The following is a 22271-nucleotide window of genomic DNA, read 5'->3' as shown; positions in this document are numbered from 1 at the left end:
TGTCAGGTCAACGTTTGACCAGGGTGGTCCAGTAGCGCGTGCGCGACTGCACCGTGACCGGCAGGCTGGCTGTGAGCCAGGCGAGGATACGGTCGGTGTCGTCGAGCTGGAAGGTACCGGTCACCCGCAGCGTTTCCAGTGCCGGCTCCCAGCGCAGCACGCCCGGGCGATAGCGCGAGATCTCGCGCAAGAACTGCCCCAGCGGCTGGTCGTCGACGCTGAGCATGCCATCGCGCCAGTCCGGTGCACGGGGATCGAAACGCCCCATGGCGCCGCTGCCGTCGGCGTACAGGGTCAACTGGTCGCCGTACTGTAGCGCCAGTGCCATGCCCTGGGCCGGGCTCACCTGCACCATGCCCTGCAGCACGCCGATCCGGCACCGGTCGGCATCGCGACGCAGGCACACCTGCGCCTGCCCGACCGTGACCTGGCCGAGGCCGAAGTCCGCGGTCAGCGGTTGCGCACGGCTGACGCTGAGGGCAATTTCACCTTCGACCAGTGCCAGGCGATGGTGCTTGAGGTCCAGGCCCACGGCGGTTGCGGTGTTCAACTGCAACACACTGCCATCGACCAGGCGCACCCCACGCCGCTGGCCCACCGCGGTGCGCAGGTCGGCACGCCAGGCGGCCAGCGACAACGGCTGGCTCAACAGCCAGCCGCCCGGGGCCAGTACCGCCAGGGCCGCACCACACTTGAGCAGGGCACGTCGGCTGTCGCCGGCACGCGTCATAGGTCGACCAACAGGCAGTGGTCACAGTACAGACCCTGCAAGGTCTGCTCGGAAAGGGCCACCGCTTCGCTCATGTCAACGCACCTGCACGGGAAAGGAATCAAATGAGATTGATACTATTTAATACCCGTGCACAAACCAAGTGCCTTGCGCAGCGGCGATCCCTCGTCGCTGCGCAGGTGATGGCTATCGCGTGGCCTGGAAGCGTGGGCACTGCCCTTCCAGCCGGTAACGCATCGTTACCAGCTGCCCGGACGTATCCTCGTAGGTCATCAACATCGGCGCCGCCTCGCAGCCGCGGGCCATGGGGGTCTGTTCGATCAGCCGGGCGACATCCACCGATGTGCCGTAGCGGTAGTCCTGAACAGCCGGGACGGTCTTGCCAGTTCTTGCCGCATAGGCCTGCACTGCCTGCTCATGGGCAACCAGACGCGCATCCTTCACTTCCGGTGCCGAGGCCAGCGCGCTCTGGCCGGCCAGCAGCAACAGCGCTGCCACTACCAAACCTTGCTTGCGCTTCATTTCAGCGTACCTCACAGGTGATGGAACGAACTGCTGGGTCAAACAGCTTCGAGCTTACGCCTGCATTGGAAATGGGGCTACAAGGCGATATCCAGTGCCTGACGCAACTGTGCGCCACGGTTGTCGGAGGCAGCACTGACCAGCGCGTAGTTGTAGTCGCCCCGGGACCAGTAACGCGCCTGCAGCTGCCCCTCGGTACGCTCGCCGCTGGGCATGCGTGCATAACGTTCACTCGGTGAGCGCAGGAACAGGCTGACCCGCTGACCGCGGGCATCTTCGAACACCAGCAAGGCGGCCGGGCCCTGCTCGTTGCTCAGCAGCCGCGCGCCCAACGGGGTAAAGCCGTAGGCCGACAGGTCCGGCAACCTGCCGACATGCTGAAAGTGCTCACCCAGCCAGGCCTGCAGGCGTGCCGGGTCGCGTGCGCTGAGGTCCAGGGTGCCGGCAGCGGCGAACAATTTGTGCGCCTGCACGGCATCGGCCATGGGAGGGTTGGCCGCCACCAGGCTGGCGTCGCGCACTTGCCAGCCACCCAGCCCGCCGATACCCAGGGTCAGCAACAGCACGGCGGCACTGGCCCAGCGCCGCTGCCGGCGTTGGCGCAACGACCGGCGCACGGCGGCAGGGTCCAGCCGGGGGTTGGGCGCCTGCCCGGCAAAACCGGACAAGGCTGCACGCAGGTGCCGGGCATCACGGCGCCAGCCATCGACCCGCGCCGCCTGCTCGGGATTGGCGGCCAGGTACAGCTCTACCGCACGACGGCGCGCAGGCTCCAGGCGCTCGTCGACATAGGCATGGAGTTCTTCTTCGCTCGGGATCAACGGACTCATTTCAACCTCCGCAACGCCGCAGGCGTCGCATTGCCTTCGGCCAGTTCGCGCAGCGCCGTGCGCGCCCGCGACAAACGTGACATCACCGTGCCGATGGGCACCTCCAGGGCCTGGGCGGCCTCCTTGTAGCTCAAGCCTTCGACGCTGACCAGCAACAGCAAGGCGCGCTGTTCCACCGGCAGGCGGGCAAAGGCGGCCAGGCCCGACTGGGCCAGGACGATGTCCTCGGTGGCATTGCCCGCCTCCTCGCCCCGTCCGAACCAGGCCAGCCAGCGCGCATGACGCCGCTCGCGGCGCTTGCCGTCGATAAACTGCCGGTAGAGGATCGAAAACAGCCAGGCGCGCAGGCTGTCCTGCCCGCGCTGCTGGTCGCGGCGGCTCAAGGCGCGCTCGACCGTGGCCTGGACCAGGTCATCGGCGCTGCTGGTCTCGCGGGTCAACCACAAGGCGAAGCGGCGCAGGCGCTCGAGCATCTCGCGTAATTGGTCGTCGTCTAGTTCGTTCATTGCCAGGGTCTTGGCCTGTAGGCGATCAGTGTACGAGGCAGACGCCCGAACATTGAAAATATTCCACGACGCTGGAATAAATCTGCGCGCCATGCGTCGTACCGGCTCATTCACTGACCCGGATCGCCGCCATGAGTTCTCCTTTGCACGGCCGCCCCCGCCTCCTGCGCCTGGCTGCCATCGGCCTGGGCCTGGGCGCCCTGGCCGCAAGCTTTGCCTATGCCGCCGGCTGGATAGGCGCCGAACGCCTGACGCCCAAGCGCATCATCGACACCTTCGAAGCCCAGGCCGGACACTTCCCCGGCTACCGTAAGAATCATGCCAAGGGCCTGTGTGTCAGTGGCTATTTCCAGGCTAACGACCAGGCCGCCGGCCTGTCCCGGGCACGGGTGTTCAGCCAGCCGCGGGTGCCGGTGATCGGTCGTTTCGCCATCGGTGGCAGCAACCCCTACGCCGCCGACACCAGCGTGCCGACCCGCAGCCTGGCGCTGCAATTGAGCAGCGATGATGGCCAGGTCTGGCGCACCGGCATGAACACCCCGCCGGTGCTGGCAGTGAGTACCCCCGACGCCTTCTACCAGCAGGTGCTGGCCATGACCCCGGACCCGGCCACCGGCAAGCCGGACCCGGCGCGGGTCCAGGCGTTCTTCGCCGCGCACCCGGAGAGTGCCGCGTTTCGCCAATGGGCCAAGGACTACAAGGCACCGGACAGTTTCGCCAACTCCAGCTACAACAGCATCAACGCCTTCGCCCTGGTCGATGCCCAGGGCACGCGCCGCTACGTGCGCTGGAGCCTGGTGCCGCAGACGCCATTCGCCGCCCTGCAAGGCCAGGTCGATGACCGCGAGTACCTGCAGCACGACCTGCACCAGCGCCTGAGCCAAGGCCCCTTGCGCTGGACCTTGCGCCTGACCCTGGCGGCCGCTGGTGACGCGGTCGACGACCCGGCCCAGCCGTGGCCTGCCGAGCGACGCAGCGTCGACGCCGGCACCCTGGTGATCGAACAGGTCGATGGCCCCGAACAAGGCGCCTGCCGTGACCTCAATTTCGACCCGCTGATCCTGCCTGCCGGCATCGAACCTTCGGCCGATCCGATCCTGGCCGCCCGCTCGGCCGCCTACTCCGAGTCCTTCAATCGCCGCAGCCGCGAAGCCACTGCATCGGGAGCACACCCATGAAATCCGTACCCGCCGCCTTCCATCCCCTGGCGCGCCTGCTGCACTGGCTGATGGCGCTGTTGATCCTGGCGATGCTGTTCGTCGGCGTGAGCATGGTCGTCGACCTGTCGCCGCGCCACACCCTGCTGATCAGCCTGCACAAGGCCATTGGCCTGGCGCTCTTGCTGCTGGTGCTGGTGCGCATCCTGGTGCGCCTGACCCTGCCCCATCCGCCGCTGCCCAGCGACCTGCCACGGGTACAGCGCCTGGCCGCCGGCGCCTCGCACTGGCTGCTGTATGCCCTGATGCTGGCCATGCCGCTGATCGGCTGGGGCATGCTCTCGGCAGGCGGCTACCCGCTGCCGCTGCAACTGCCCGCGCTCCTGCCCCACGACCTGCACCTCTATGCCCTGTTGCGCAAGGCCCATGGCGTGCTGGCCTACGTGCTGTTCGCCACCGTGCTGATTCACCTTGGCGCGGCGCTGGTGCATGGCCTGGTGCGGCGCGACGGGGTGCTGCGCAGCATGTGGCCCGGCCCGCTTGGAAAAGATCAGGCCGACAGCAGCCATTAACGATTGTCGATCGCGCAGCGTCCTGTCTCCCGTTGTTTTCCGGCACAATGCCAGCCTTGCCTCAACTGCCTTGGATAGCCCATGAACAGCGCACAGGACCCTGCGACACTTTCCAGCCATGCCGACGCCGGCTTCGACCTGCGCCCGCTGCTGGTCGCCAACATGGCCTGCACCATGGCGATGATGGCCTTCGTGTCCCTGATCGGCCCGATCGCCCGCACCCTGGGCCTGGCCACCTGGCAGGCCGGGGCGGCGGTGACGGTGGCCGGGGTGATCTGGATGCTCCTGGCCCGCCCCTGGGGCCAGGCCAGTGACCGTCTCGGCCGGCGCCGGGTGCTGTTGATCGGCACCGCCGGCTTTACCCTGGCCTACTGGATCCTGTGCCTGTTCATCGATGTGGCCCTGCATCTGCTGCCCAGTGCGACCCTGGCCTTCATCGGCCTGATCCTCGGACGGGGCCTGATCGGCGCGTTCTATGCGGCGCTGCCGGTGGGCGGCGCGGCACTGATCGCCGACAACGTCGCACCAGAGCATCGCGCCCGCACCCTCGCCTCCCTGGGCGCGGCCAACGCGGTCGGCCTGGTGCTGGGCCCGGCCCTGGCCGCCTTGCTGGCGCGCCACAGCCTGAGCCTGCCGTTCTATGCAATGGCGGTGTTGCCGATGCTGGCGTTCGTGGTGCTGCTGCTCAAGCTCAAGCGCCAGGAACTGCACCTCAAGCAGCCGCCACGCCCGGTGCGCCTGAGCGACCCGCGCCTGCGACGCCCCTTGCTGGTGGCGTTCGTGGCCATGCTTAGCGTCTCGGTGGCGCAGATCACCGTCGGTTTCTTCGCCCTCGACCGCCTGGGCATGGACCCTGCGCAAGCCGCACAAACAGCGGGCATGGCCCTGACCCTGGTGGGTGTGGCGCTGATCCTGTCGCAAATGCTGGTGCGCAAACTGCAGTGGCCGCCGCTGCGCATGATCCGCGTCGGTGGCAGCGTTTCGGCACTGGGCTTCATCGCCTGTGCATTTGCCGACAGCGCCACACTGCTGGGTACCTGCTTTTTTATCGCCGCCGGCGGCATGGGCTGGGTTTTCCCGGCCTTCTCGGCACTGGCGGCCAATGCCATGGACGCCTCCGAACAAGGCGCCACGGCCGGCTCCATCGGCGCGGCACAGGGGCTGGGCGTGGTCATCGGACCGCTGGCCGGCACCCTGATCTACGCCGCCGATCCACGCCTGCCGTACCTGATCGTCGGCGCCTTGTTACTGCTGGTAGGGTTGTGGCCTCAGCCATCGCCTCCATCCGTACAGACGGGCCGCTAAAGCCTGAAATAATGTGCTTTAATGCTCCGCCCAAAATTATTGACACATAAGGCGGCTATGGACACGGGGACACGACTCAAACTGGTGCGTGAACGCAACAAACTCTCCCAGCGGGAGCTGGCCCGCCGTAGCGGCCTGACCAACTCGACGATCTCGCAGATCGAGCAAAACCGCGTCAGCCCTTCGGTCAGCTCCCTGAAGAAGCTGCTCGAAGGCATTCCCATGACCCTCGCCGAGTTCTTCAGCTTTGATGAACCACCGCGCGAGGAGCGTTTCGTATTCCGCTCCACCGAGCAGCCTGACCTGGGCAACAGTGGCCTGCGCCTGTTGCTGGTCGGCGCCAGCGTCGAAGGCCGGCAGATGCGCATGCTGCGCGAACTGTACGCGCCGGGTGCCGACTCGGGCGATGAGCCGATCGTGCACACCGAGGGTGAAGAATGCGGGCTGGTGACCCGGGGCACCATCGAACTGCGGGTCGATGGCCAGGTGAGCATCCTCAACTCCGGGGATGGCTACTACTTCCCCACCACCCTGCCCCACAGTTTCAAGAACATTGGCCAGGACGAGGCGGAAATCATCAGCGCCAACACCCCGGCGAACTTCTGATCCCCAGTGGGAGCGGGCTTGCTGTGGGAGCGGGCTTGCCCCGCGATGCGGCGGCTTGATCAACCGCGGGTCAAGCCCGCTCCCACAAAGACAGTGGCGCCTACATCCAGCCCAGCCAGCGCCACCAGGTGGCGGCAAACACCAGCATCAGCACATAGCCGATCAGCGTCACCAACACCCCGACCCGGGCGAACTGCCGGGCCGTGAAGGTCTCCGTGCCCAGGCACACCATGTTCTGCGGCGCATTGATCGGCAGGATGAAGCCGTAGCTGACCACAAAACCCAAGGCCATGGTCATGCCCAGCCGGCTGAAGTCTCCCGGCAAGGTCTGCAGCACCGCGATCAGGATCGGCAACAACGCCGAGGTCAGCGCCGTGGCGCTGGCAAAGCCCAGGTGAATCAGGATCAGGAACGCCCCCAGGATCGCGAACACCCCCAGGGTCCCCAGTTGATCCAGCCCGGTATGGGCCACCACCTGCGCCCCCAGCCATTGCCCAGCCTGGGTGGTGAGCAAGGTGGTGCCCAGGCTGATGCCGACGCCGAAGACAATCACCGTGCCCCAGGGAATCCGCGCCTGCACATCCTTCCAGGTCATCACGCCCAGGCGCGGCAGCAGCAGGATCACCAGGCCCGCATAGGTGGTCGAGGTGGTGTCGAAGCGATGCAGCTTGCCCTCGGTGGCCCAGGCCAGCAGTAACAGCAGCGAAACCGCAAGCAAACGCTTCTGCGCCCCGCTCATGGGCCCGAGCTCGGCCAGGGTGCGGGCGACCGCCGCCTTGCCCCCGGGAATGCTGTCGCTCTCCGGCGGCAGCAACTTGAGCACGATGAAAATCAGCACCGCCGACATGATCACCGCCCAGGGCGCACCGGCGATCAGCCAGTCGATCCAGGACACCCGGGCACCGAGCATCTTGTCCATGAAGCCCACGGTCAACAGGTTCTGCGCCGCTGCGGTCTGGATGCCGATGTTCCAGATGCTGGTGCCCTGGGCGACGATGATCATGATCCCGGCGGCGATGTTGGAGCGCTTGTCGACGCCAAACGCGGCAATCACCCCCATCATGATCGGCACCACACAGGCACTGCGCGCCGTGGCACTGGGCACCACCAGGCTGAGCAGGATGGTCACCGCCACCGCCCCCAGCAGGATGCGCCGGGTGCTGACCCCGACGCTGGACAGGGTCACCAGGGCGATGCGCCGGTCAAGGCCGGTGTGGGTCATGGCCGCGGCAATGAACAAGGCGCCGACCACCAGGGCCAGGGCACTGTTGGAAAACCCGGTCAGGGCCAGGCTGATGGCGGCCGACGAGCCATAGGTGACGGAAGGGTCGGCCACAGTCGGCGCCGTACCGAGCAAGAATGCCATGAGCGAGGTGATCATGATCGCGCTGGCTTCGTACGACACCGCCTCGCTGATCCACACCACCACGGCAAAGGCCAGGATCGCCAGGACCCGCTGCCCCGCCACCGGCAGGTCGGCCGGCAAGGGCAGCAACAGCACGCCGATCAGGGCGGCGACCCCCAGCAACAGGCCGACCGGAATCTTGACACCCGCGGATTGCGCACCCGGTGCGCTGGCCGACGAACTCATGGGACTCTCCCCGCAATGCATGAATGGCCATCATCGGTCACTTGCCACCGTGACGAACTGATTCGCATCAACATCGGTATGAACCAACATTGTCAGACAAAATGTAGTGCTAGAAAAAAATCACTACAAAACCTGTTGACGCCGTTCGTCGCCCCTTGCATGATGAGGCCGTCTCCCCGATCGGGGACACTGGCAAGGGTGTTCCAGGCAGCTCCAGGGATCCATGAGCTGAATGCGGATGGGTACTGCCCAAAAGGCAGAATGTGAAAAGCCCCCAGTTGTGACGCTGCTGTAGCAGCTTTCTTTCAACGCTACATGATGTGCGCCGAGTTTGAACTCAACTATCGATACTCCAGGGGGCTTTATGATGAATCTGAACAATCAACCGACTGTCGAAGAATTGGCCCGGCTGTTCGCCGCTCGCAAGGACACCCTCGACAGCCACATTCTCTGGGTGTGCCAGGCCGGCGAAGTCCGCCTCGACAAACTGGGCACGCTGACCGACGAGGCGCAGTTCGAGCAACATACCCCGAACATGCGTGCGCGGTTGAAGATGTACCGCCGTGGCCAGGGCTACGTGGGCAAGAAGGCCGCCGCTGACACCCAGTACGTCGGCCGCGTACTGCAGACCCTGCAGAGCGAGTGGGCTGCGCTGCAGAACAAGCCGGGCGTTGCGGTCATCGATCGCCTCTGCTGATAACCCGATCGTGTGAACAAAAGGCGGGCCCATGGGCTCGCCTTTTTGCTGTCTGGTTTACACCGACCTGTAGGAGCGGGCTTGCCCCGCGATTGCGATTCGTCTGTCGCACCGCAATCGCGGGGCAAGTCGAGTCGTCCCACCGCCGCTCCTACGGATTACGCGCTGCATTCTGAGAGCTGCGTAGGAAGTTTCTGTTTCGATTTTCCCCGCGTAAAAAGCCGTTTTTCCCATGCTAGGTTCCGGGTTCCATTTGCCCAAGGAATCAGTGCATGTCTACAAGGAACGATTTTCCAACCGACAGCATCGCCCATCCACTGGCAGCGCACGCTGCACTGGCGGTCGAGGGGTGAAGCATGGGCAAGCGTTCGAATATGTTCGGCCGGGGCGAAGGGCTCCACGGTGACAAGACCACCACCGGTGCCACCTGTATCAGCAGCCTGCCACAAGCTGCCCATGGTGGTCGCGGCGTCCTGCGCAAGGGCGACGTCACTACCGAATGCCCGAAGTGCGGGCAGTCCGGAAAAATTGCCGAAGGGGATTCACGCTTCACCTTCCATGGGAAACCGGTGGCCGTGGATGGCATGCTGGTGGCCTGCGGCTGCCCGCCTGGCAGCAATCGGCTGATTGCCCCCTTGGGCGACTGGATCGGGCCGGACAGGCCCTCCGCTAACCGCGCCGCCGAACCCGCCAGCCGGGCGCCGACGGCGTCACCCCCGCCTTCAAGTTCCGGCTTCTCTCCCGCCAACCACGCCTCACCAACCATGTCCGCCGCACCGGGCACGCTGGAACCTGGCTTCTATGTAGTGCCGCGTAGCATGTCGGGCCAACAGGTGCTGGCCCAGCTGGGTGGCGAAACCCGCTACCTGTCGGCCCGGCTGCACCGGCTCAACCCCACCTTTGCCCAAGGCTTCAAAGCCGGCGAGCTGTTCGTCATTGGCGATCCGCACAACGGTACGGCCTGTACCCGGGAAGAAGCCGACCTGATGGCTGCCGCTGCCCGGGTCCGCGAGGTGCTGGCGCCGCTCACCGAGGACGAGGCCAACTTCATGGCCCGTTACCAGGGCGAGATTGCGGGGGTGCTTGATGGGGCGAGCGAGTCCATGGGCGTCGGCCAGTCGATGCTCAAGCAAGGGTTGCGGCAGGTCGAAGGCACCTTGCATGCGGTGGAACAACTGTATCAACGCTCGTTCATCACCCACGGCAATTTGAAAAGCCCGGAGTTCTTCGCCTCGCGCCAGCAGGTGCTCCGGCAACTGGATGGGCAGTTGCGAGGCTCTTTCCTCAACAAAGCGCTGAACCTTGGCAGTTACGACGTGTTGCGTCGCGACCTGGGCATTTCGACCAAGAGTCTGGTGCACCACTGGAGCCGAGCCGGCGCGCCCGGGCAGATTCCCGGCTATGCCACGCACCTGGATCAGGTGGCGAAGACGGCGAAATACCTCAAGTACGGGGGATACGTCGGGGTTGCGCTCGGTGGCGGTGCGTCGGTGCTCAAGGTGCAGGAGGTGTGTCGTGCCGGCGAGACGGAGGAGTGTAAGAGGATTCGATTTACTGAGGCAGGGAGTTTTACGGGTGGGCTAGGCGTTGGCTCGCTTGGTGGATACGCGGGAGGAAAGGTAGCGATGGCCGTATGTGGTTTCGCAGCCGCGGCTGGTCCAGTCGGCGTCGCTGTCTGTGGAGTTGTACTGGTAGGAGGCGGATCACTAGCCGGGGGAGTTGGCGGCGGGTCATTTGGAGAGTGGGTGGGAGACATACTCTACGAGGTGCAAAGTGATTGATATCAACACCTGGCCGCCGGGCATTGCCCTCGCCTTCGGTTTAGCTCCGTTCATAATCGGCTTGTCAGGCGTAGCCATCGAAACCTACACCGCCCGCAGTCGTGACTTCGACCTCATCATTGCAAGCCTTTCAAACAGTCGCTGGCTCAAGCTACAGATACCGTTCTGGGGGACGACGAGCTTGAGATCACGCTGTTATCTGCTGACTACTATCACCGGCGCGTTTCTCTATCCCAAGTTATGCATTCGCTTGGGGATGATGGACGCAGAAGACTTGCGCAACTTTCCACCGCGGCTGCGGCGTCGATTGCTGGTGAGTTCCTGGCTGATCATCATTGGCTGCGCCTGGCTCGTAATCGGCGTCGCCTTGATCAAGCTCTCCCCAACACGGTGAAATTTCAGTCACAAAAAAACCGACGCACTGTCGGTTTTTTTGTGACTGATCGACTCAGATCGTCAGCGTCCAGTCATAGTCCACGATCAGTGGCGCATGCTGGGAGAAGCGTGGCTGACGTGGCAGGCGCGCGCTTCGCACGAAACGGCGCAGGCCCGGGGTCAGCAGCTGGTAGTCGAAACGCCAGCCCAGATTGAGCATCTCGGCCTGCTCGTTGTCCGGCCACCAGCTGTACTATTGCCGAGGTCAGGGCCAATGACGGGCAGTCGTATCACTATTCGCTGACGTGGCGATTGATCAAATAATGATCGGTGGAGCAGCCCCTGAAGAGGCGAGCCCATAGGTTCGTCTTTTTGCTGTCCGGCTTCTTCCTGCGGACTTCGTTGTATTCCGACAGTCATGTAGGGCATTTCTGTTTCGATTTTTACCGCGTAAAAAGCCGATTTTCCCATGCTAGGTTCCGGGTTCCATTTGCCCAAGGAATCAGTACATGTCTACAAGGAACGATTTTCCAACCGACAGCATCGCCCATCCACTGGCAGCGCACGCTGCACTGACGGTCGAGGGGTGAAGCATGGGCAAGCGTTCGAACATGTTCGGCCGGGGCGAAGGGCTACACGGCGACAAGACCACCACCGGTGCCACCTGCATCAGCAGTCTGCCGCAAGCGGCCCATGGTGGTCGCGGCGTCCTGCGCAAGGGCGATGTCACCACAGCATGCCCGGAATGCGGGCAGTCCGGAAAAATTGCCGAAGGCGACTCGCGCTTCACCTTCCACGGGTTGCCGGTGGCCGTGGACGGCATGCTGGTGGCCTGCGGCTGTCCGCCCGGCAGCAACCGACTGATTGCGCCGCTGGGCGACTGGATCGGGTCGGACAGGCCCACCGCCAGCCGCGCCGCCGAACCCGCAAGCCGAGCGCCGGCAGGGTCGGCAACGCCCTCAAGCTCCGGTTTCTCTCCCGCCAACCACCCCACGCCAGCCATGTCCGCCGCGCCAGGCACGCTGGAACCTGGCTTCTATGTGGTGCCGCGCAGCATGTCCGGCCAGCAGGTGCTGGCTCAGCTGGGCGGCGAAACCCGCTACCTGTCGGCCCGCTTACACCGGCTCAATCCGACCTTTGCCCAAGGCTACAAGGCCGGCGAGCTGTTCGTTATTGGCGATCCGAATAACGGTACGGCCTGCACCCGGGAAGAAGTCGACCTGATGGTTGTCGCCGCCCGGGTCCGGGAAGTGCTGGCGCCGCTCACCGAGGAAGAAGCCAACTTCATGGCCCGCTACCAGGGCGAGATCGCCGGGTTGCTCGATGGCGCGAGCAAGTCGATGGGTGTCGGCCAGGCGATGCTCAAGCAAGGGCTCGACCAGGTCAAAGGTACCTTGCATGCGGTGGAACAACTGCACCAACGCTCATTCATCGCCCATGGCCATTTGAAAAGTCCCGAGTTCTTCGCCTCCCGCCAGCAACTGCTCCGCCAGCTTGAGGCGCAGTTGAAAGTCTCCTTCCTAAATAAACCGCTGAACCTCGGCAGTTACGACGTCCTGCGTCGTGACCTGGGCATCTCGACCAAGAGTCTGGTGCATCACTGGAGCCGAGCCGGTGCGCCCGGGCAGATTCCCGGCTATGCCACGCACCTGAATCAGGTGGCGAAGACCGCGCAGTACCTCAAATACGGGGGATACGTTGGGATTGCGCTCGGGGGCGGCGCATCGTTGCTCAAAGTGCAGGAGGTGTGTCGCGCCGGGGAGACGGAGGAATGCAAGAAGATTCGATTCACTGAGGTGGGGAGTTTTTCTGGCGGGTTGGGTGGCGGGGCGTTTGGAGCCGGTCTTGGAGGCTATGCCGCATATTTGACCTGTGGGATTGTAACCGCTGCCACCGGAGGTTTGGGTGGGGCAATCTGTGGCATCGTCTTGGTTGGAGGTGGTTCGCTGGTCGGTAGTGTCGAAGGGGGTAAAGGGGGCGAGCTCATCGGGGAGGAGATATACAATTGGATTGGACAATGATGACTGATTTCTATTACTCCTGGCATCCGGGCATCCGGTTCGCCTTCCTATTCACGCCTTTTGTGATTGGCATGTCAGGGGTCGCAATTTCCTGTCACATAGCCTGCAGCCGCAGCTTCAGCATCATGCTTGCAGCGCTTCCCAACTGCCCCTGGCTCTTGCAGCAGATACCCATCTGGGGAGTTACGAGCCTGAAATCACGTTACTATCTGGTCAATACGATCTGCGCTGCAATGCTCTATCCGCCATTTGGTATCCGCAGAGGGCTACTAAATGCCGAGGAAGTGCGTAATTTTCCTCCTGGCTTGAAACGTCGGATGGTCATCTCGGCCTGGTTGGTCATCATAGGTTCAGCCTGGTTCTTTCTGGGCGTTGGCCTGATCAAGCTTTCGGAAGTCTGAGCCACTCTCCAGAATCGAAGCCCGTCCCTCAAGGGTCGGGCTTTTTCCATTACAAACGGACTACAATGCCCGCTTTCCTTCAAGAGCACGCCCATGAACAGCCCCGCATTCGGCACCGGCGACGCCTCCTACCAGGCCGCCGGCGGCATCGACGGCCTGCGTCGTCTGGTCGATGATTTCTACCGGCTGATGGACCAGTCACCCGCTGCCCTTCCAGTACGCCGGATGCACCCGGACAACCTGGACGCGTCACGGGACAAGCTGGCGTGTTTTCTCAGTGGCTGGCTCGGCGGCCCGGCGTTGTTCAAGGAGCGCTACGGCTCGATCGCCATCCCGGCCTTCCATGCCCAATGGCCGATCGACGAGTCCCACAGCGAAATCTGGTTGAGTTGCATGGAACACGCTATTGCCCTGCAGGACTATTCGGCGGAATTCGCCGAATACCTGCTGCGCCAGTTGCGCGTGCCGGCCCAGCGCATCGTCCAGGCCAGCCGCAACCGCCACGCTCAGGCCTGACGCCGCAACGGCGCCTGCTCCAGCGGCAACAGCCCGGTGAGCAGCGCCCGGGCGCGGTCCACGCCCCAGACCATGGCCCGGCTCATGGTTTCGCCCGGCCGGCTGTGGTAGTACTCCTCGATCATCGCCTTGCCATGGGCGGTATAGATGCCGAGGAACAACTGCGTGGCACCGGTACGTGACAGCCTGACCTGCACGTCGATACTGGTGCCATCGCTGAGCGCCTCGTCATGGCTGCGGCTGTGCAGTTGCGGGTCAGCCCACTTCCAGTAAGTCTCTTCCCTGATACGCATCGATCACCCCCTGTTGATAGCCGGACAAGTAAGACACAGCCGCGCGATTCAGGCGAGCGCCGAATCCGCAACCCTTGAGCAAGGTCAATCAATGCATAAAAAACCCCGCCACGAGGGGCGGGGTGATGAGAACCGGTTCACTTTTTCGCCGGGAACCTGGGCATGAACCGGCCCTTCTTGGCGCGCTGCAGATGGCTGGGCTTGATCTGGTCCGAATCGTCCAGGGTCATGTGGGCAAAGCCCAGCTGGAAGGCGGCCTGGCCGCAACGTACCTGGCTGTTGATTGGAAATTCGTCGCCGTTGTCTTCGATGTAGGAATTGCTCATGCCCCGTCTCCCTCCAACAACGGGCCGGTACCGGCAAACAGATGATTGCCCGAAAAAATACCGCCCCAAGTGCCCCTGAGACTAGCCGGTCATTTGTGGACCGCCCGGGCAAAAAGCCGAAACCCCGACCAATGGCCGCGCCATTTTGTCGCACCCACCGCTTTAGCGCAGCTTGACGGCGGTGCCGGTGACGAACACCACGACCATTCCGCCACGGGCCGAAGGCATGCTGATTTCATAGTCCAGGCCCACCACGGCGTCGGCTCGCAGGTCACGGGCGCGGGCCTTGATCTCGTCGGTGGCCTGGATACGCGCTTCTTTCAGGGCGCTTTCCAGGGTTTGCGAGCGGCCACCGAAGAAATCCCGAAAGCTTGTGAATACATCACGTACCACGTTGATGCCCTGGACCGATTCGGCGCTGACCACATCCAGATAGGTTTCGATCTGCCGCCCTTCGACGGTACCGGTAGTGGTGATGATCATGTTGCTCTCCTTCGCGCTTGCAAGCGGTGTACGGACAAAAAGGCGATGGTAGCAAAACCGCCACGCTCAGCTGGCTTTGTCTAACAGCCCCTGCCCACCTAGACTTGCAGCCACCGCCACTGGCGTCTCTGCACGGTGCGCCCATGCCCTTCGCCCCTGCTCCGCCGCGCGCGTCCTGGGGCGAACTGCTGCACGGACGCAATGCCCTGCACACTATCGCCCTGGCCGGTGGCGTGGGCCTGTACGCGATCAATGTGCATATCGTCACCACCATCCTGCCGACGGTGATCGCCGATATCGGCGGGCTGGCACTGTATGCCTGGAGCACCACGCTGTTCGTGGCGACCTCGATCATCGGCTCGACCCTGTCGGCGCAACTGCTCGCACGCCTCGGCCCCCGTGCCACGTTCCTGCTGGCGCTGGCGGTGTTCGCCGCAGGTTCGGCGCTCTGTGCCCTGGCGCCGAACATGCCGCTGCTGCTGGGCGGACGCAGTGTCCAGGGCCTGGGCGGCGGCACCCTGTTTGCCTTGAGCTATGCGCTGATCCGCCTGCTGTTCGAGGAACGCCTGTGGCCCCGGGCCGTGGCCCTGATCTCCGGCATGTGGGGCATGGCCACCCTGTCCGGCCCGGCCATCGGCGGCGTGTTCGCCCAGGCGGGCCTGTGGCGCTGGGCATTCTGGGCCTTGCTGCCGGTGGTGGCGGCACTCGCCGTGGTGGTCGGCAGGCAGCTTGATCGCAATGTCTCGACAAACGCCTGCCCCGGCCCTCCCCCCTATGCGCTGATCGCAGGCGTCGTGCTGTCGGTGCTGGCCCTCTCGGCTGCGAGCCTGGCCGAGCGCTTGTCGTGGAACCTGCTGGGCATCGGCATGGGCCTTGCCATCGTCGTGCTGGTCGCCCGCCGCGACCGTGGGCCGGAACGCCGCTTGCTGCCCGCCGGTGCCTACTCGCTGGGCAATCGCCTGGGGGTGCTCTACGCGATCATGTGCCTGTTGATCGCAGCCATGACCACCGAGATCTTCGTGCCTTACTTCCTTCAGCGCATCCATGGCCTGGGCCCGCTGGCCGCGGGCTACATGACAGCGGTCATGGCCGGCGGCTGGACCCTGGCCGCCCTGCTCGGTGCCGGTTGCACGGGCGCTGCGGCCGAGCGCCTGATGCGTCTGGGGCCGGCAATCATCCTGCTGGCGTTGCCGGCGCTGGCCCTGATGACACCCCGCACGCAGTGGCTGAGCCACCTCGCCGGCTGGCTCAGCTACTGCCTGGCCCTGGCCGGGGTCGGGCTGGGCATCGGCCTGGGCTGGCCGCACCTGATGAGCCGGGTGCTGGGCGCCGCACGTGCGGGCGAAGAAACCCTGGCCTCGGCCTCGATCACCACGCTGCAGCTCTACGCCACGGCACTGGCCGCCGCCCTGGCCGGCGTAGTCAGCAACAGCGCCGGGCTGGTCGACCCCGGTGGCGTGGCAGGCGCACGGCAGGCGGCGGCCTGGTTGTTCGGCCTGTTTACCCTGGCGCCGTTGCTGGTGCTGGTGCTGGTCAGGCGCGTTCCTGGTCGGCGACCCGGGCCACCAGCAGGCGCGGACCGAAGACATTGATCAACAACCCGGCCATCACCAGCATCGCCCCCCACCCCTGCAGGGGCGTCAGCCGCTCGCCCAGCAACAGCGCCGATGAACTCAGGCCCACCACCGGCACCAGCAGCGAAAACGGCGCCACCTTGCCGGCCGGGTAGCGCGACAGCAAATGGCTCCACAGGCTGTAACCCAGCAAAGTGGCGACAAAGGCCAGGTAGGCCAGCGCCAGGATCGAACTCCAGCCGATGCCCAGCAGCGCGCTTTCGATGCGCGCCGGCCCTTCCAGCCACCAGGACAGGGCGAAGAACGGCAGTGGCGGAATCAGTCCGCCCCAGATCACCAGGGCCACCAGGTCGACCTTGCCAAAGCGCCGGGTGATGATATTGCCCAGGGCCCACATGGCCCCGGCGCACAGGGTCAGGATCAAGGCCAATAGCGGCACGCTGGCGCCATTTTCGCTACCGATCAACGCCAGGCCACCGGCGGCTACCAGCAAACCCAGCACGCTGGCGGCGCGCAGGCGTTCGCCCAGGAACAGCGCCGCGAAAAACAGGGTGAAGAACGCCTGCGACTGCAGCACCAGCGAGGCCAGGCCCGGCGGCATGCCGCTGCCCATGGCCTGGAACAGGAAGGCGAACTGGCCCAGGGATATGGTCGCCCCGTAGGCGATCAACCAGCGCCAGGGCAATTGCGGTCGCTTGATCAGGAAAACCGCCGGAAACGCCACCAGGGCAAAGCGCAACGCCCCCAGCAACATCGGCGGCAGTCCGTCCAGGCCCACCTTGATCACCACGAAATTCACGCCCCAGGCAACGATCACCACCAACGCCAACAGCAAGTCCTTTAACGGCATAGCCCCCGACCTTCCTTGTAATATTTCGCAACATCGTAGGAGTTTGAAGGGGGGATTGCATCTGTTCATTGCGACTTTGGGGGAGCTGAAAGCGACTAGGGGACCGTTCGGCGGGTGGGGCAATAACGGCATATTTTTATGCTGTAATTGATTTTGTAGACTACTTCACCTTCCGAGGGTACTGCCATGAAGACCAGACTGTTCGTTGCGCTGCTGCTGGCGGCGTTGTGTGCATTTCCTGCCCTGAGCCCTGCCGCGCAACCTGCTGCGCCTGCGGCAGAGTCCGCCGCCCTGACCACGCGCCTGGCCCTGCGCGACTTGTGGGTGGAGCATATTTTCTGGATCCGTAACTACGTCATCGCCAATCAGGCCGGCAATCGCCAGCAAGCCGATGTCGCCAGCCAGGAGGTGGTCAGCAATGCCACGGCGATCGCCAACAGCATTGCCCCGCTCTATGGCCAGCCGGCCGCCGACCAGTTGCTCAAACTGCTGGCCGGGCACTGGGGTGCGGTCAAGCAGTACAGTGATGCCAGCGTCGGCAATTCGGCCAAGGACAAGCAGGCCGCTGTGGCCGACCTGACCAGCAACGCCAAGGCCCTGGCCAAGTTCCTCGCCACGGCCAACCCCTATTTGCCGGAAGCCACCCTCAATACCCTCCTCGCCGCCCACGGCGGGCACCATATCGCCCAGATCGACGAACTGGGTAAAAAGGACTACAAGGCAGAAGCCACCACCTGGAAACACATGCGCGAACATATCCTCGCGCTGGCCGACGCCTTGACGGCGGCGCTGGTCAAACAGTTCCCGGACAAGTTCTAAGCGAGGTCCACCGATGTTCGAAGGCCTGGGACGTACCCAACAGGATCTGCTCTCTGCCCTGCTGTACCGGGCAGAGGGCATGAGCATCGAAGCGCTGGCCAGCCAGCTGGCGGTCACCCGTACTGCGGTGCGCCAGCACCTGGCGGCACTGGAGCGTGACGACCTGGTGGTGCGCGGCGGACTGCGCGCCACCGGCCGGCGCCCCGAGCAGTTGTACCAGCTCAGTGCCCGTGGCCATGAACTGTTCCCGCGCCACTATCACCTGCTGGCCAACCTGTTGATCAGCGAAGTGGCCGATGTGATCGGCCATGAAGCCCTGGTCGCCCTGCTGCGCCGCCTGGGCGAGAAAATGGCCCGCGACCTGAGCGCCACTCGCCTGGACGAATCGCAGATCGCTGCGCATATGAAGGAAGTCGGCTACGAAGCCGAGGTGTTCTTCCGCTCAGGCGATACGGAACAGATCGTCGCCCACAACTGCGTGTTCCATCAGCTGGCCGAGGCTCACCCTGAAGTCTGTGAGCTCGACCTGGCGCTGATCGGCAGCCTGGGTGGGGGGAAGGTGCAGCACCTGGAATGCATGCTGCGCGGGGGGCAGGTGTGTCGCTTTCAATTGGTGCGCGACGCCTCATAGCTTGGCGATCGAGACCTCGGTGGATTTGACGAAGGCAATCACCTCGCTGCCGATGCGCAGTTCCAGCTCATGCACCGAACGGGTGGTGATCACCGAGGTGACGATACCGGCGGAAGTCTGCACATCGATTTCCGACACCACCGGCCCTTCGATGATCTCCTTGACCGTGCCCTTGAACTGATTGCGTACGTTGATCGCCTTGATGGTCATGCTCTGCTTCCTCGTCCTGGGTGCACTGCCACGCAGTGCTTGAGGTGCAGAGTGCCTCGCGCCGTATAAAATTAAAAAGAATAAATAATTACTTAATTATAACCAAAACGCATGTAACACCTACGACTTTGGTCGAAAGGACATCAGGGTTGCATCCCCCGAACGCCAAGGATTACGGGCCTGAACGCTTCAGTGATAGACCCGCTCGATAGCGCCATCGACCCTCTTGATTAGTCCTACTTTCCGTACGGAAATACACTACCGTTCATCCGCGTCATCCGAGTCCTGCGCCAGACAGGGCCTTGCACCAATCGTGATCACCCTCAGCCAACTGCGCTTGCGACGCCTTGTTGCCGGGCATGCCTATGCCCGCTGCTGTGTGCAGCCGCCAGAATAAGGAGATACCCATGGGACTCGGCAGACGCCAGTTCTTCAAGCTCTGCACCGCCGGTGTCGCCACGGCCACCTGTGCGACCCTGGGCTTCGCGCCGGGCATGGCCCAGGCCACCCAGTCGCGCCAGTACAAGCTGCTGCGCGCCAAGGAAACCCGCAACAACTGCACCTACTGCTCGGTGGGCTGCGGGATCCTCATGTACAGCCTGGGTGACGGTGCCAAGAACGCCAAGGCACGCATCTTCCATATCGAAGGCGACCCGGACCACCCGGTCAGCCGCGGCTCGCTGTGCCCCAAGGGCGCGGGCCTGGTCGACTACGTGCACAGTGAACAGCGCCTGCTGTACCCCGAGTACCGCGCGCCGGGCTCGGACACGTGGCAGCGCATCAGCTGGGAACACGCCATCGAGCGCATCGCCCGGTTGATGAAGGATGACCGCGACGCCAACTTCATCGAGAAAAACGCCAAGGGCACCACCGTCAACCGCTGGCTGACCACCGGCATGCTCTGCTCCTCGGCGGCCAGCAGCGAAACCGGCTCGCTCGACCAGCGCTTCACCCGCGCCCTGGGGATCCTTGGCACCGACAGCCAGGCGCGGGTCTGCCACGCGCCGACCGTGTCGGCCCTGGCGCCGACCTTCGGCCGTGGCGCCATGACCAACAACTGGGTCGACATCAAGAACGCCAACGTGGTGCTGATCATGGGCGGCAACCCGGCCGAGGCGCACCCGGTGGGCTTCAAATGGGTGATCGAGGCGAAGATCCGCAACGGCGCCAAGGTCATCGTCGTCGACCCGCGCTTCAACCGCAGCGCCGCAGTGGCCGACATCTACTCGCCGATCCGCGCCGGCTCCGACGTGACCTTCCTGATGGGCGTGGTCAACTACCTGATCAGCCATGACAAGGTCCAGCACGAGTACGTGCGCCACTACACCAACGCCAGCCTGATCGTGCGCGAGGACTACCACTTCGACGACGGCCTGTTCAGCGGCTATGACGCCAGCAAGCGCAGCTACGACCGCAGCTCCTGGACCTACGAGCTCGACGAAAAGGGCTACGCCAGGCGCGACCTGACCCTGCAGCACCCGCGCTGCGTGTGGAACCTGCTCAAGGCCCACGTCAGCCGCTACACCCCGGAAATGGTCACCCGCGTCTGCGGTACACCCAAGGACGACTTCCTGCAGATCTGCGCCATCCTCGCCTCCACCAGCGTCCCGGACAAGACCGCCACCTTCCTCTACGCGCTGGGCTGGACCCACCACACCAACGGCGCGCAGATGATCCGTGGCTCGGGCATGATCCAGCTGCTGTTGGGCAACATCGGCATGGCCGGTGGCGGGGTCAACGCCCTGCGTGGCCACTCCAACATCCAGGGCTACACCGACCTGGGCCTGCTGTCGCTGCGCCTGCCCGGCTACATGAACCTGCCGTCCGACGAGCAGAAGGACCTGGCCACCTACCTCAAGCAGACCACCCCGACTGCGCTGCTCGAAGACCAGGTCAACTACTACAAGCACACGCCGAAGTTCTTCGTCAGCCTGATGAAGAGTCTCTGGGGCGACAAGGCCACCCGCGACAACGACTGGGGCTTCGACTGGCTGCCCAAGTGGGATGACAGCTACGACGTGCTCAACTACAGCAACCGCATGTACGAAGGCAAGGTCAACGGCTACATCGCCCAGGGCTTCAACCCGATCGCGGCCTTCCCCGACAAGAACAAGGCCCAGGCGGCATTGGCCAAGCTCAAGTTCCTGGTGATCATCGACCCGTTGGCCACCGAGACCTCCAGCTTCTGGCAGAACCACGGCGAGGAACACGACGTCGACAGCGCCTCGATCCAGACCGAAGTGTTCCGCCTGCCCTCTTCCTGCTTTGCCGAGGAAGACGGCTCGATCGTCAACTCCGGGCGCTGGCTGCAGTGGCACTGGGCCGGCGCCGCGCCGCCCGGCGAGGCCTGGCACGATGGCAAGATCCTCGGCCATCTGTTCATGAAACTGCGCGAGCTGTACCAGGCCGAAGGCGGCGCCAACCCGGCGCCGATCCTCAACATGGCCTGGGACTACGCCGACCCCTTCGACCCCAAGCCCGAAGAAGTGGCCAAGGAGTCCAACGGCCGCGCCCTGGCCGACCTGCACGACGAGCAAGGCCAGCTGATCCTGCGCAAGGGCCAGTTGCTGAGCGATTTCTCGCAGTTGCGCGACGACGGCAGTACCCAGTGCTTCAACTGGATCTTCGCCGGCTCCTGGACCGAACAGGGCAACCAGATGGCCCGCCGCGACAACGCCGACAGCGGCCTGGGCTGCACCCCGGGCTGGGCCTGGGCCTGGCCGCAGAACCGGCGCATCCTCTACAACCGCGCCTCCGCCGACCCCCAGGGCCAGCCCTGGGACCCGAAGCGCAAGCTGATCGGCTGGGACGGCACGCGCTGGAGCGGGGTCGACGTGCCCGACTTCGCCGTCAACGCCGCACCGGGCGGCAAGGTCAACCCGTTCATCATGCTGCCTGAAGGCCTGGGCCGGCTGTTCTCGGTGGGGGCCCTGAACGATGGCCCGTTCCCCGAGCACTACGAACCGACCGAAAGCCCGCTGGCGCACAACCCGCTACACCCGAAGGTGACCTACAGCCCCACCGCGCGCCTGTACGAAAACGACCGCCAGCGCATGGGCAGCCGCGAAGACTTCCCCTATGTGGCGACCACCTATTCGATCACCGAACTGTTCCGCCACTGGACCAAGCATGCGCGCCTGAACGCCATTATCCAGCCCGAGCAATTCATCGAGATCGGCGAAAAGCTGGCGGCCGACAAGGGCATCGTCCAGGGCGACACGGTCAAGGTCAGCACCCAGCGCGGCTATATCAAGGCCAAGGCCGTGGTCACCAAGCGCATCCGCCGCCTCAGCGTCGATGGCCAGGCCGTCGACACCATCGGCATCCCCTGCCACTGGGGCTACGAAGGTGCCACCCGCAAGGGTTTCCTGGCCAACACCCTGACCCCGGGCGTGGGCGACTCCAATACCCAGACGCCGGAATACAAGGCGTTTCTCGTCAACATTGAAAAGGTCTGAGGGGCGAAACCATGTCC

Annotated in this window: 24 protein-coding genes and 1 pseudogene; 14 read left to right on the top strand and 11 right to left on the bottom strand. The window is 64.3% G+C overall.

The window, feature by feature from the left end:
- Positions 1-7: 7 nt before the first annotated feature.
- The 4 genes from M2D63_RS20450 to M2D63_RS20435 all read right to left on the bottom strand — a co-directional run bounded on the left by M2D63_RS20450 (position 8) and on the right by M2D63_RS20435 (position 2588).
- On the bottom strand, positions 8-730 hold the full coding sequence (locus tag M2D63_RS20450; protein WP_285864816.1) for a FecR family protein: 723 nt from the start codon (positions 728-730) through the stop codon (positions 8-10).
- Between the two features lie 186 nt (positions 731-916).
- A complete protein-coding gene (locus M2D63_RS20445; protein ID WP_285864815.1) occupies positions 917-1252 on the bottom strand; it encodes a DUF2790 domain-containing protein in 336 nt (111 codons plus the stop codon).
- Positions 1253-1329: 77 nt separating this feature from the next.
- Positions 1330-2082, bottom strand: a complete 753-nt coding sequence (locus M2D63_RS20440; RefSeq protein ID WP_285864814.1) for an anti-sigma factor — start codon at positions 2080-2082, stop codon at positions 1330-1332.
- The gene (locus M2D63_RS20435; RefSeq protein WP_285864813.1) at positions 2079-2588 is read right to left on the bottom strand and encodes a sigma-70 family RNA polymerase sigma factor; all 510 of its coding nucleotides are present in this window, start codon (positions 2586-2588) and stop codon (positions 2079-2081) included. Before M2D63_RS20435 ends, M2D63_RS20440 begins: the two co-directional genes overlap by 4 nt.
- Before the next feature lie 131 nt (positions 2589-2719).
- Here M2D63_RS20435 and M2D63_RS20430 point away from each other — a divergent pair, with 131 nt between their 5' ends.
- From M2D63_RS20430 to M2D63_RS20415, 4 genes are all read left to right on the top strand, one after another.
- On the top strand, positions 2720-3766 hold the full coding sequence (locus M2D63_RS20430; protein WP_285864812.1) for a catalase family peroxidase: 1047 nt from the start codon (positions 2720-2722) through the stop codon (positions 3764-3766).
- Entirely contained in the window at positions 3763-4317 is a 555-nt protein-coding gene (locus M2D63_RS20425) for a cytochrome b (RefSeq protein ID WP_285864811.1), read from the top strand. Before M2D63_RS20430 ends, M2D63_RS20425 begins: the two co-directional genes overlap by 4 nt.
- 81 nt (positions 4318-4398) lie before the next feature.
- Positions 4399-5622, top strand: coding sequence for an MFS transporter (locus M2D63_RS20420; RefSeq protein WP_285864809.1), 1224 nt, complete (start codon positions 4399-4401; stop codon positions 5620-5622).
- Between the two features lie 57 nt (positions 5623-5679).
- A complete protein-coding gene (locus M2D63_RS20415) occupies positions 5680-6228 on the top strand; it encodes a cupin domain-containing protein (RefSeq protein WP_133212337.1) in 549 nt (182 codons plus the stop codon).
- A 100-nt stretch (positions 6229-6328) separates the two neighbouring features.
- Here the strand turns inward: M2D63_RS20415 and M2D63_RS20410 are convergent, their stop codons facing one another.
- On the bottom strand, positions 6329-7819 hold the full coding sequence (locus M2D63_RS20410) for a DASS family sodium-coupled anion symporter (RefSeq protein ID WP_285864808.1): 1491 nt from the start codon (positions 7817-7819) through the stop codon (positions 6329-6331).
- A gap of 364 nt (positions 7820-8183) precedes the next feature.
- Between M2D63_RS20410 and M2D63_RS20405 the strand changes: the two genes are divergently transcribed.
- From M2D63_RS20405 to M2D63_RS20395, 3 genes are all read left to right on the top strand, one after another.
- Positions 8184-8516, top strand: a complete 333-nt coding sequence (locus M2D63_RS20405) for a hypothetical protein (RefSeq protein WP_285864807.1) — start codon at positions 8184-8186, stop codon at positions 8514-8516.
- Between the two features lie 356 nt (positions 8517-8872).
- Complete coding sequence (locus M2D63_RS20400; RefSeq protein ID WP_285864806.1) at positions 8873-10297, top strand: PAAR domain-containing protein; 1425 nt, start codon at positions 8873-8875, stop codon at positions 10295-10297.
- Positions 10290-10691 carry a hypothetical protein gene (locus tag M2D63_RS20395; RefSeq protein WP_285864805.1) on the top strand — a complete coding sequence of 134 codons (402 nt, stop codon included), beginning with the start codon at positions 10290-10292 and terminating at the stop codon, positions 10689-10691. The genes M2D63_RS20400 and M2D63_RS20395 overlap by 8 nt, the downstream gene beginning before the upstream one ends.
- Before the next feature lie 54 nt (positions 10692-10745).
- Here M2D63_RS20395 and M2D63_RS20390 read toward each other — a convergent pair.
- Positions 10746-10925 (bottom strand): annotated as a pseudogene (locus M2D63_RS20390) (exodeoxyribonuclease III); the annotation flags it as partial.
- Between the two features lie 340 nt (positions 10926-11265).
- On the opposite strand from M2D63_RS20390, the gene M2D63_RS20385 reads away from it, so the two are divergent.
- From M2D63_RS20385 to M2D63_RS20375, 3 genes are all read left to right on the top strand, one after another.
- Positions 11266-12693, top strand: coding sequence for a PAAR domain-containing protein (locus M2D63_RS20385; protein WP_285864804.1), 1428 nt, complete (start codon positions 11266-11268; stop codon positions 12691-12693).
- Positions 12693-13094, top strand: coding sequence for a hypothetical protein (locus tag M2D63_RS20380; RefSeq protein ID WP_285864803.1), 402 nt, complete (start codon positions 12693-12695; stop codon positions 13092-13094). The genes M2D63_RS20385 and M2D63_RS20380 overlap by 1 nt, the downstream gene beginning before the upstream one ends.
- Before the next feature lie 93 nt (positions 13095-13187).
- Entirely contained in the window at positions 13188-13610 is a 423-nt protein-coding gene (locus M2D63_RS20375) for a group II truncated hemoglobin (RefSeq protein ID WP_285864802.1), read from the top strand.
- On the opposite strand, the gene M2D63_RS20370 is transcribed toward M2D63_RS20375, so the two are convergent.
- The 3 genes from M2D63_RS20370 to M2D63_RS20360 form a co-directional block, all read right to left on the bottom strand.
- Positions 13601-13903 (bottom strand): hypothetical protein, encoded by a 303-nt coding sequence (locus tag M2D63_RS20370; protein ID WP_285864801.1) that lies wholly within the window; start codon positions 13901-13903, stop codon positions 13601-13603. The two genes, M2D63_RS20375 and M2D63_RS20370, sit on opposite strands and share 10 nt — an antisense overlap.
- Before the next feature lie 137 nt (positions 13904-14040).
- Positions 14041-14229, bottom strand: a complete 189-nt coding sequence (locus M2D63_RS20365) for a hypothetical protein (protein ID WP_285864800.1) — start codon at positions 14227-14229, stop codon at positions 14041-14043.
- A gap of 162 nt (positions 14230-14391) precedes the next feature.
- On the bottom strand, positions 14392-14712 hold the full coding sequence (locus tag M2D63_RS20360; protein WP_285864799.1) for a YbjQ family protein: 321 nt from the start codon (positions 14710-14712) through the stop codon (positions 14392-14394).
- Between the two features lie 143 nt (positions 14713-14855).
- On the opposite strand from M2D63_RS20360, the gene M2D63_RS20355 reads away from it, so the two are divergent.
- Positions 14856-16304: an MFS transporter gene (locus M2D63_RS20355; RefSeq protein WP_285864798.1), complete on the top strand. Its 1449-nt coding sequence runs from the start codon at positions 14856-14858 to the stop codon at positions 16302-16304.
- On the opposite strand, the gene M2D63_RS20350 is transcribed toward M2D63_RS20355, so the two are convergent.
- Positions 16246-17136, bottom strand: coding sequence for an EamA family transporter (locus M2D63_RS20350; RefSeq protein WP_285864797.1), 891 nt, complete (start codon positions 17134-17136; stop codon positions 16246-16248). The genes M2D63_RS20355 and M2D63_RS20350 overlap by 59 nt on opposite strands.
- Before the next feature lie 186 nt (positions 17137-17322).
- On the opposite strand from M2D63_RS20350, the gene M2D63_RS20345 reads away from it, so the two are divergent.
- Together M2D63_RS20345 and M2D63_RS20340 are read left to right on the top strand one after the other, a co-directional pair.
- On the top strand, positions 17323-17955 hold the full coding sequence (locus M2D63_RS20345; protein WP_285864796.1) for a hypothetical protein: 633 nt from the start codon (positions 17323-17325) through the stop codon (positions 17953-17955).
- 13 nt (positions 17956-17968) lie between these two features.
- Positions 17969-18586, top strand: a complete 618-nt coding sequence (locus M2D63_RS20340; RefSeq protein WP_285864794.1) for a metalloregulator ArsR/SmtB family transcription factor — start codon at positions 17969-17971, stop codon at positions 18584-18586.
- Here M2D63_RS20340 and M2D63_RS20335 read toward each other — a convergent pair.
- The gene (locus M2D63_RS20335; RefSeq protein ID WP_130265202.1) at positions 18581-18796 is read right to left on the bottom strand and encodes a molybdopterin-binding protein; all 216 of its coding nucleotides are present in this window, start codon (positions 18794-18796) and stop codon (positions 18581-18583) included. The two genes, M2D63_RS20340 and M2D63_RS20335, sit on opposite strands and share 6 nt — an antisense overlap.
- Before the next feature lie 407 nt (positions 18797-19203).
- Here M2D63_RS20335 and fdnG point away from each other — a divergent pair, with 407 nt between their 5' ends.
- Positions 19204-22254, top strand: coding sequence for a formate dehydrogenase-N subunit alpha (gene fdnG / locus M2D63_RS20330; protein ID WP_285864793.1), 3051 nt, complete (start codon positions 19204-19206; stop codon positions 22252-22254).
- Positions 22255-22271 lie beyond the last annotated feature (17 nt).

This window comes from Pseudomonas sp. BJa5 (genome assembly GCF_030272875.2).
Classification (GTDB): Bacteria; Pseudomonadota; Gammaproteobacteria; order Pseudomonadales; family Pseudomonadaceae; genus Aquipseudomonas.
Note: the sequence above shows the minus strand (reverse complement) of the source record. Positions and strands in the feature narration are given on the sequence as shown.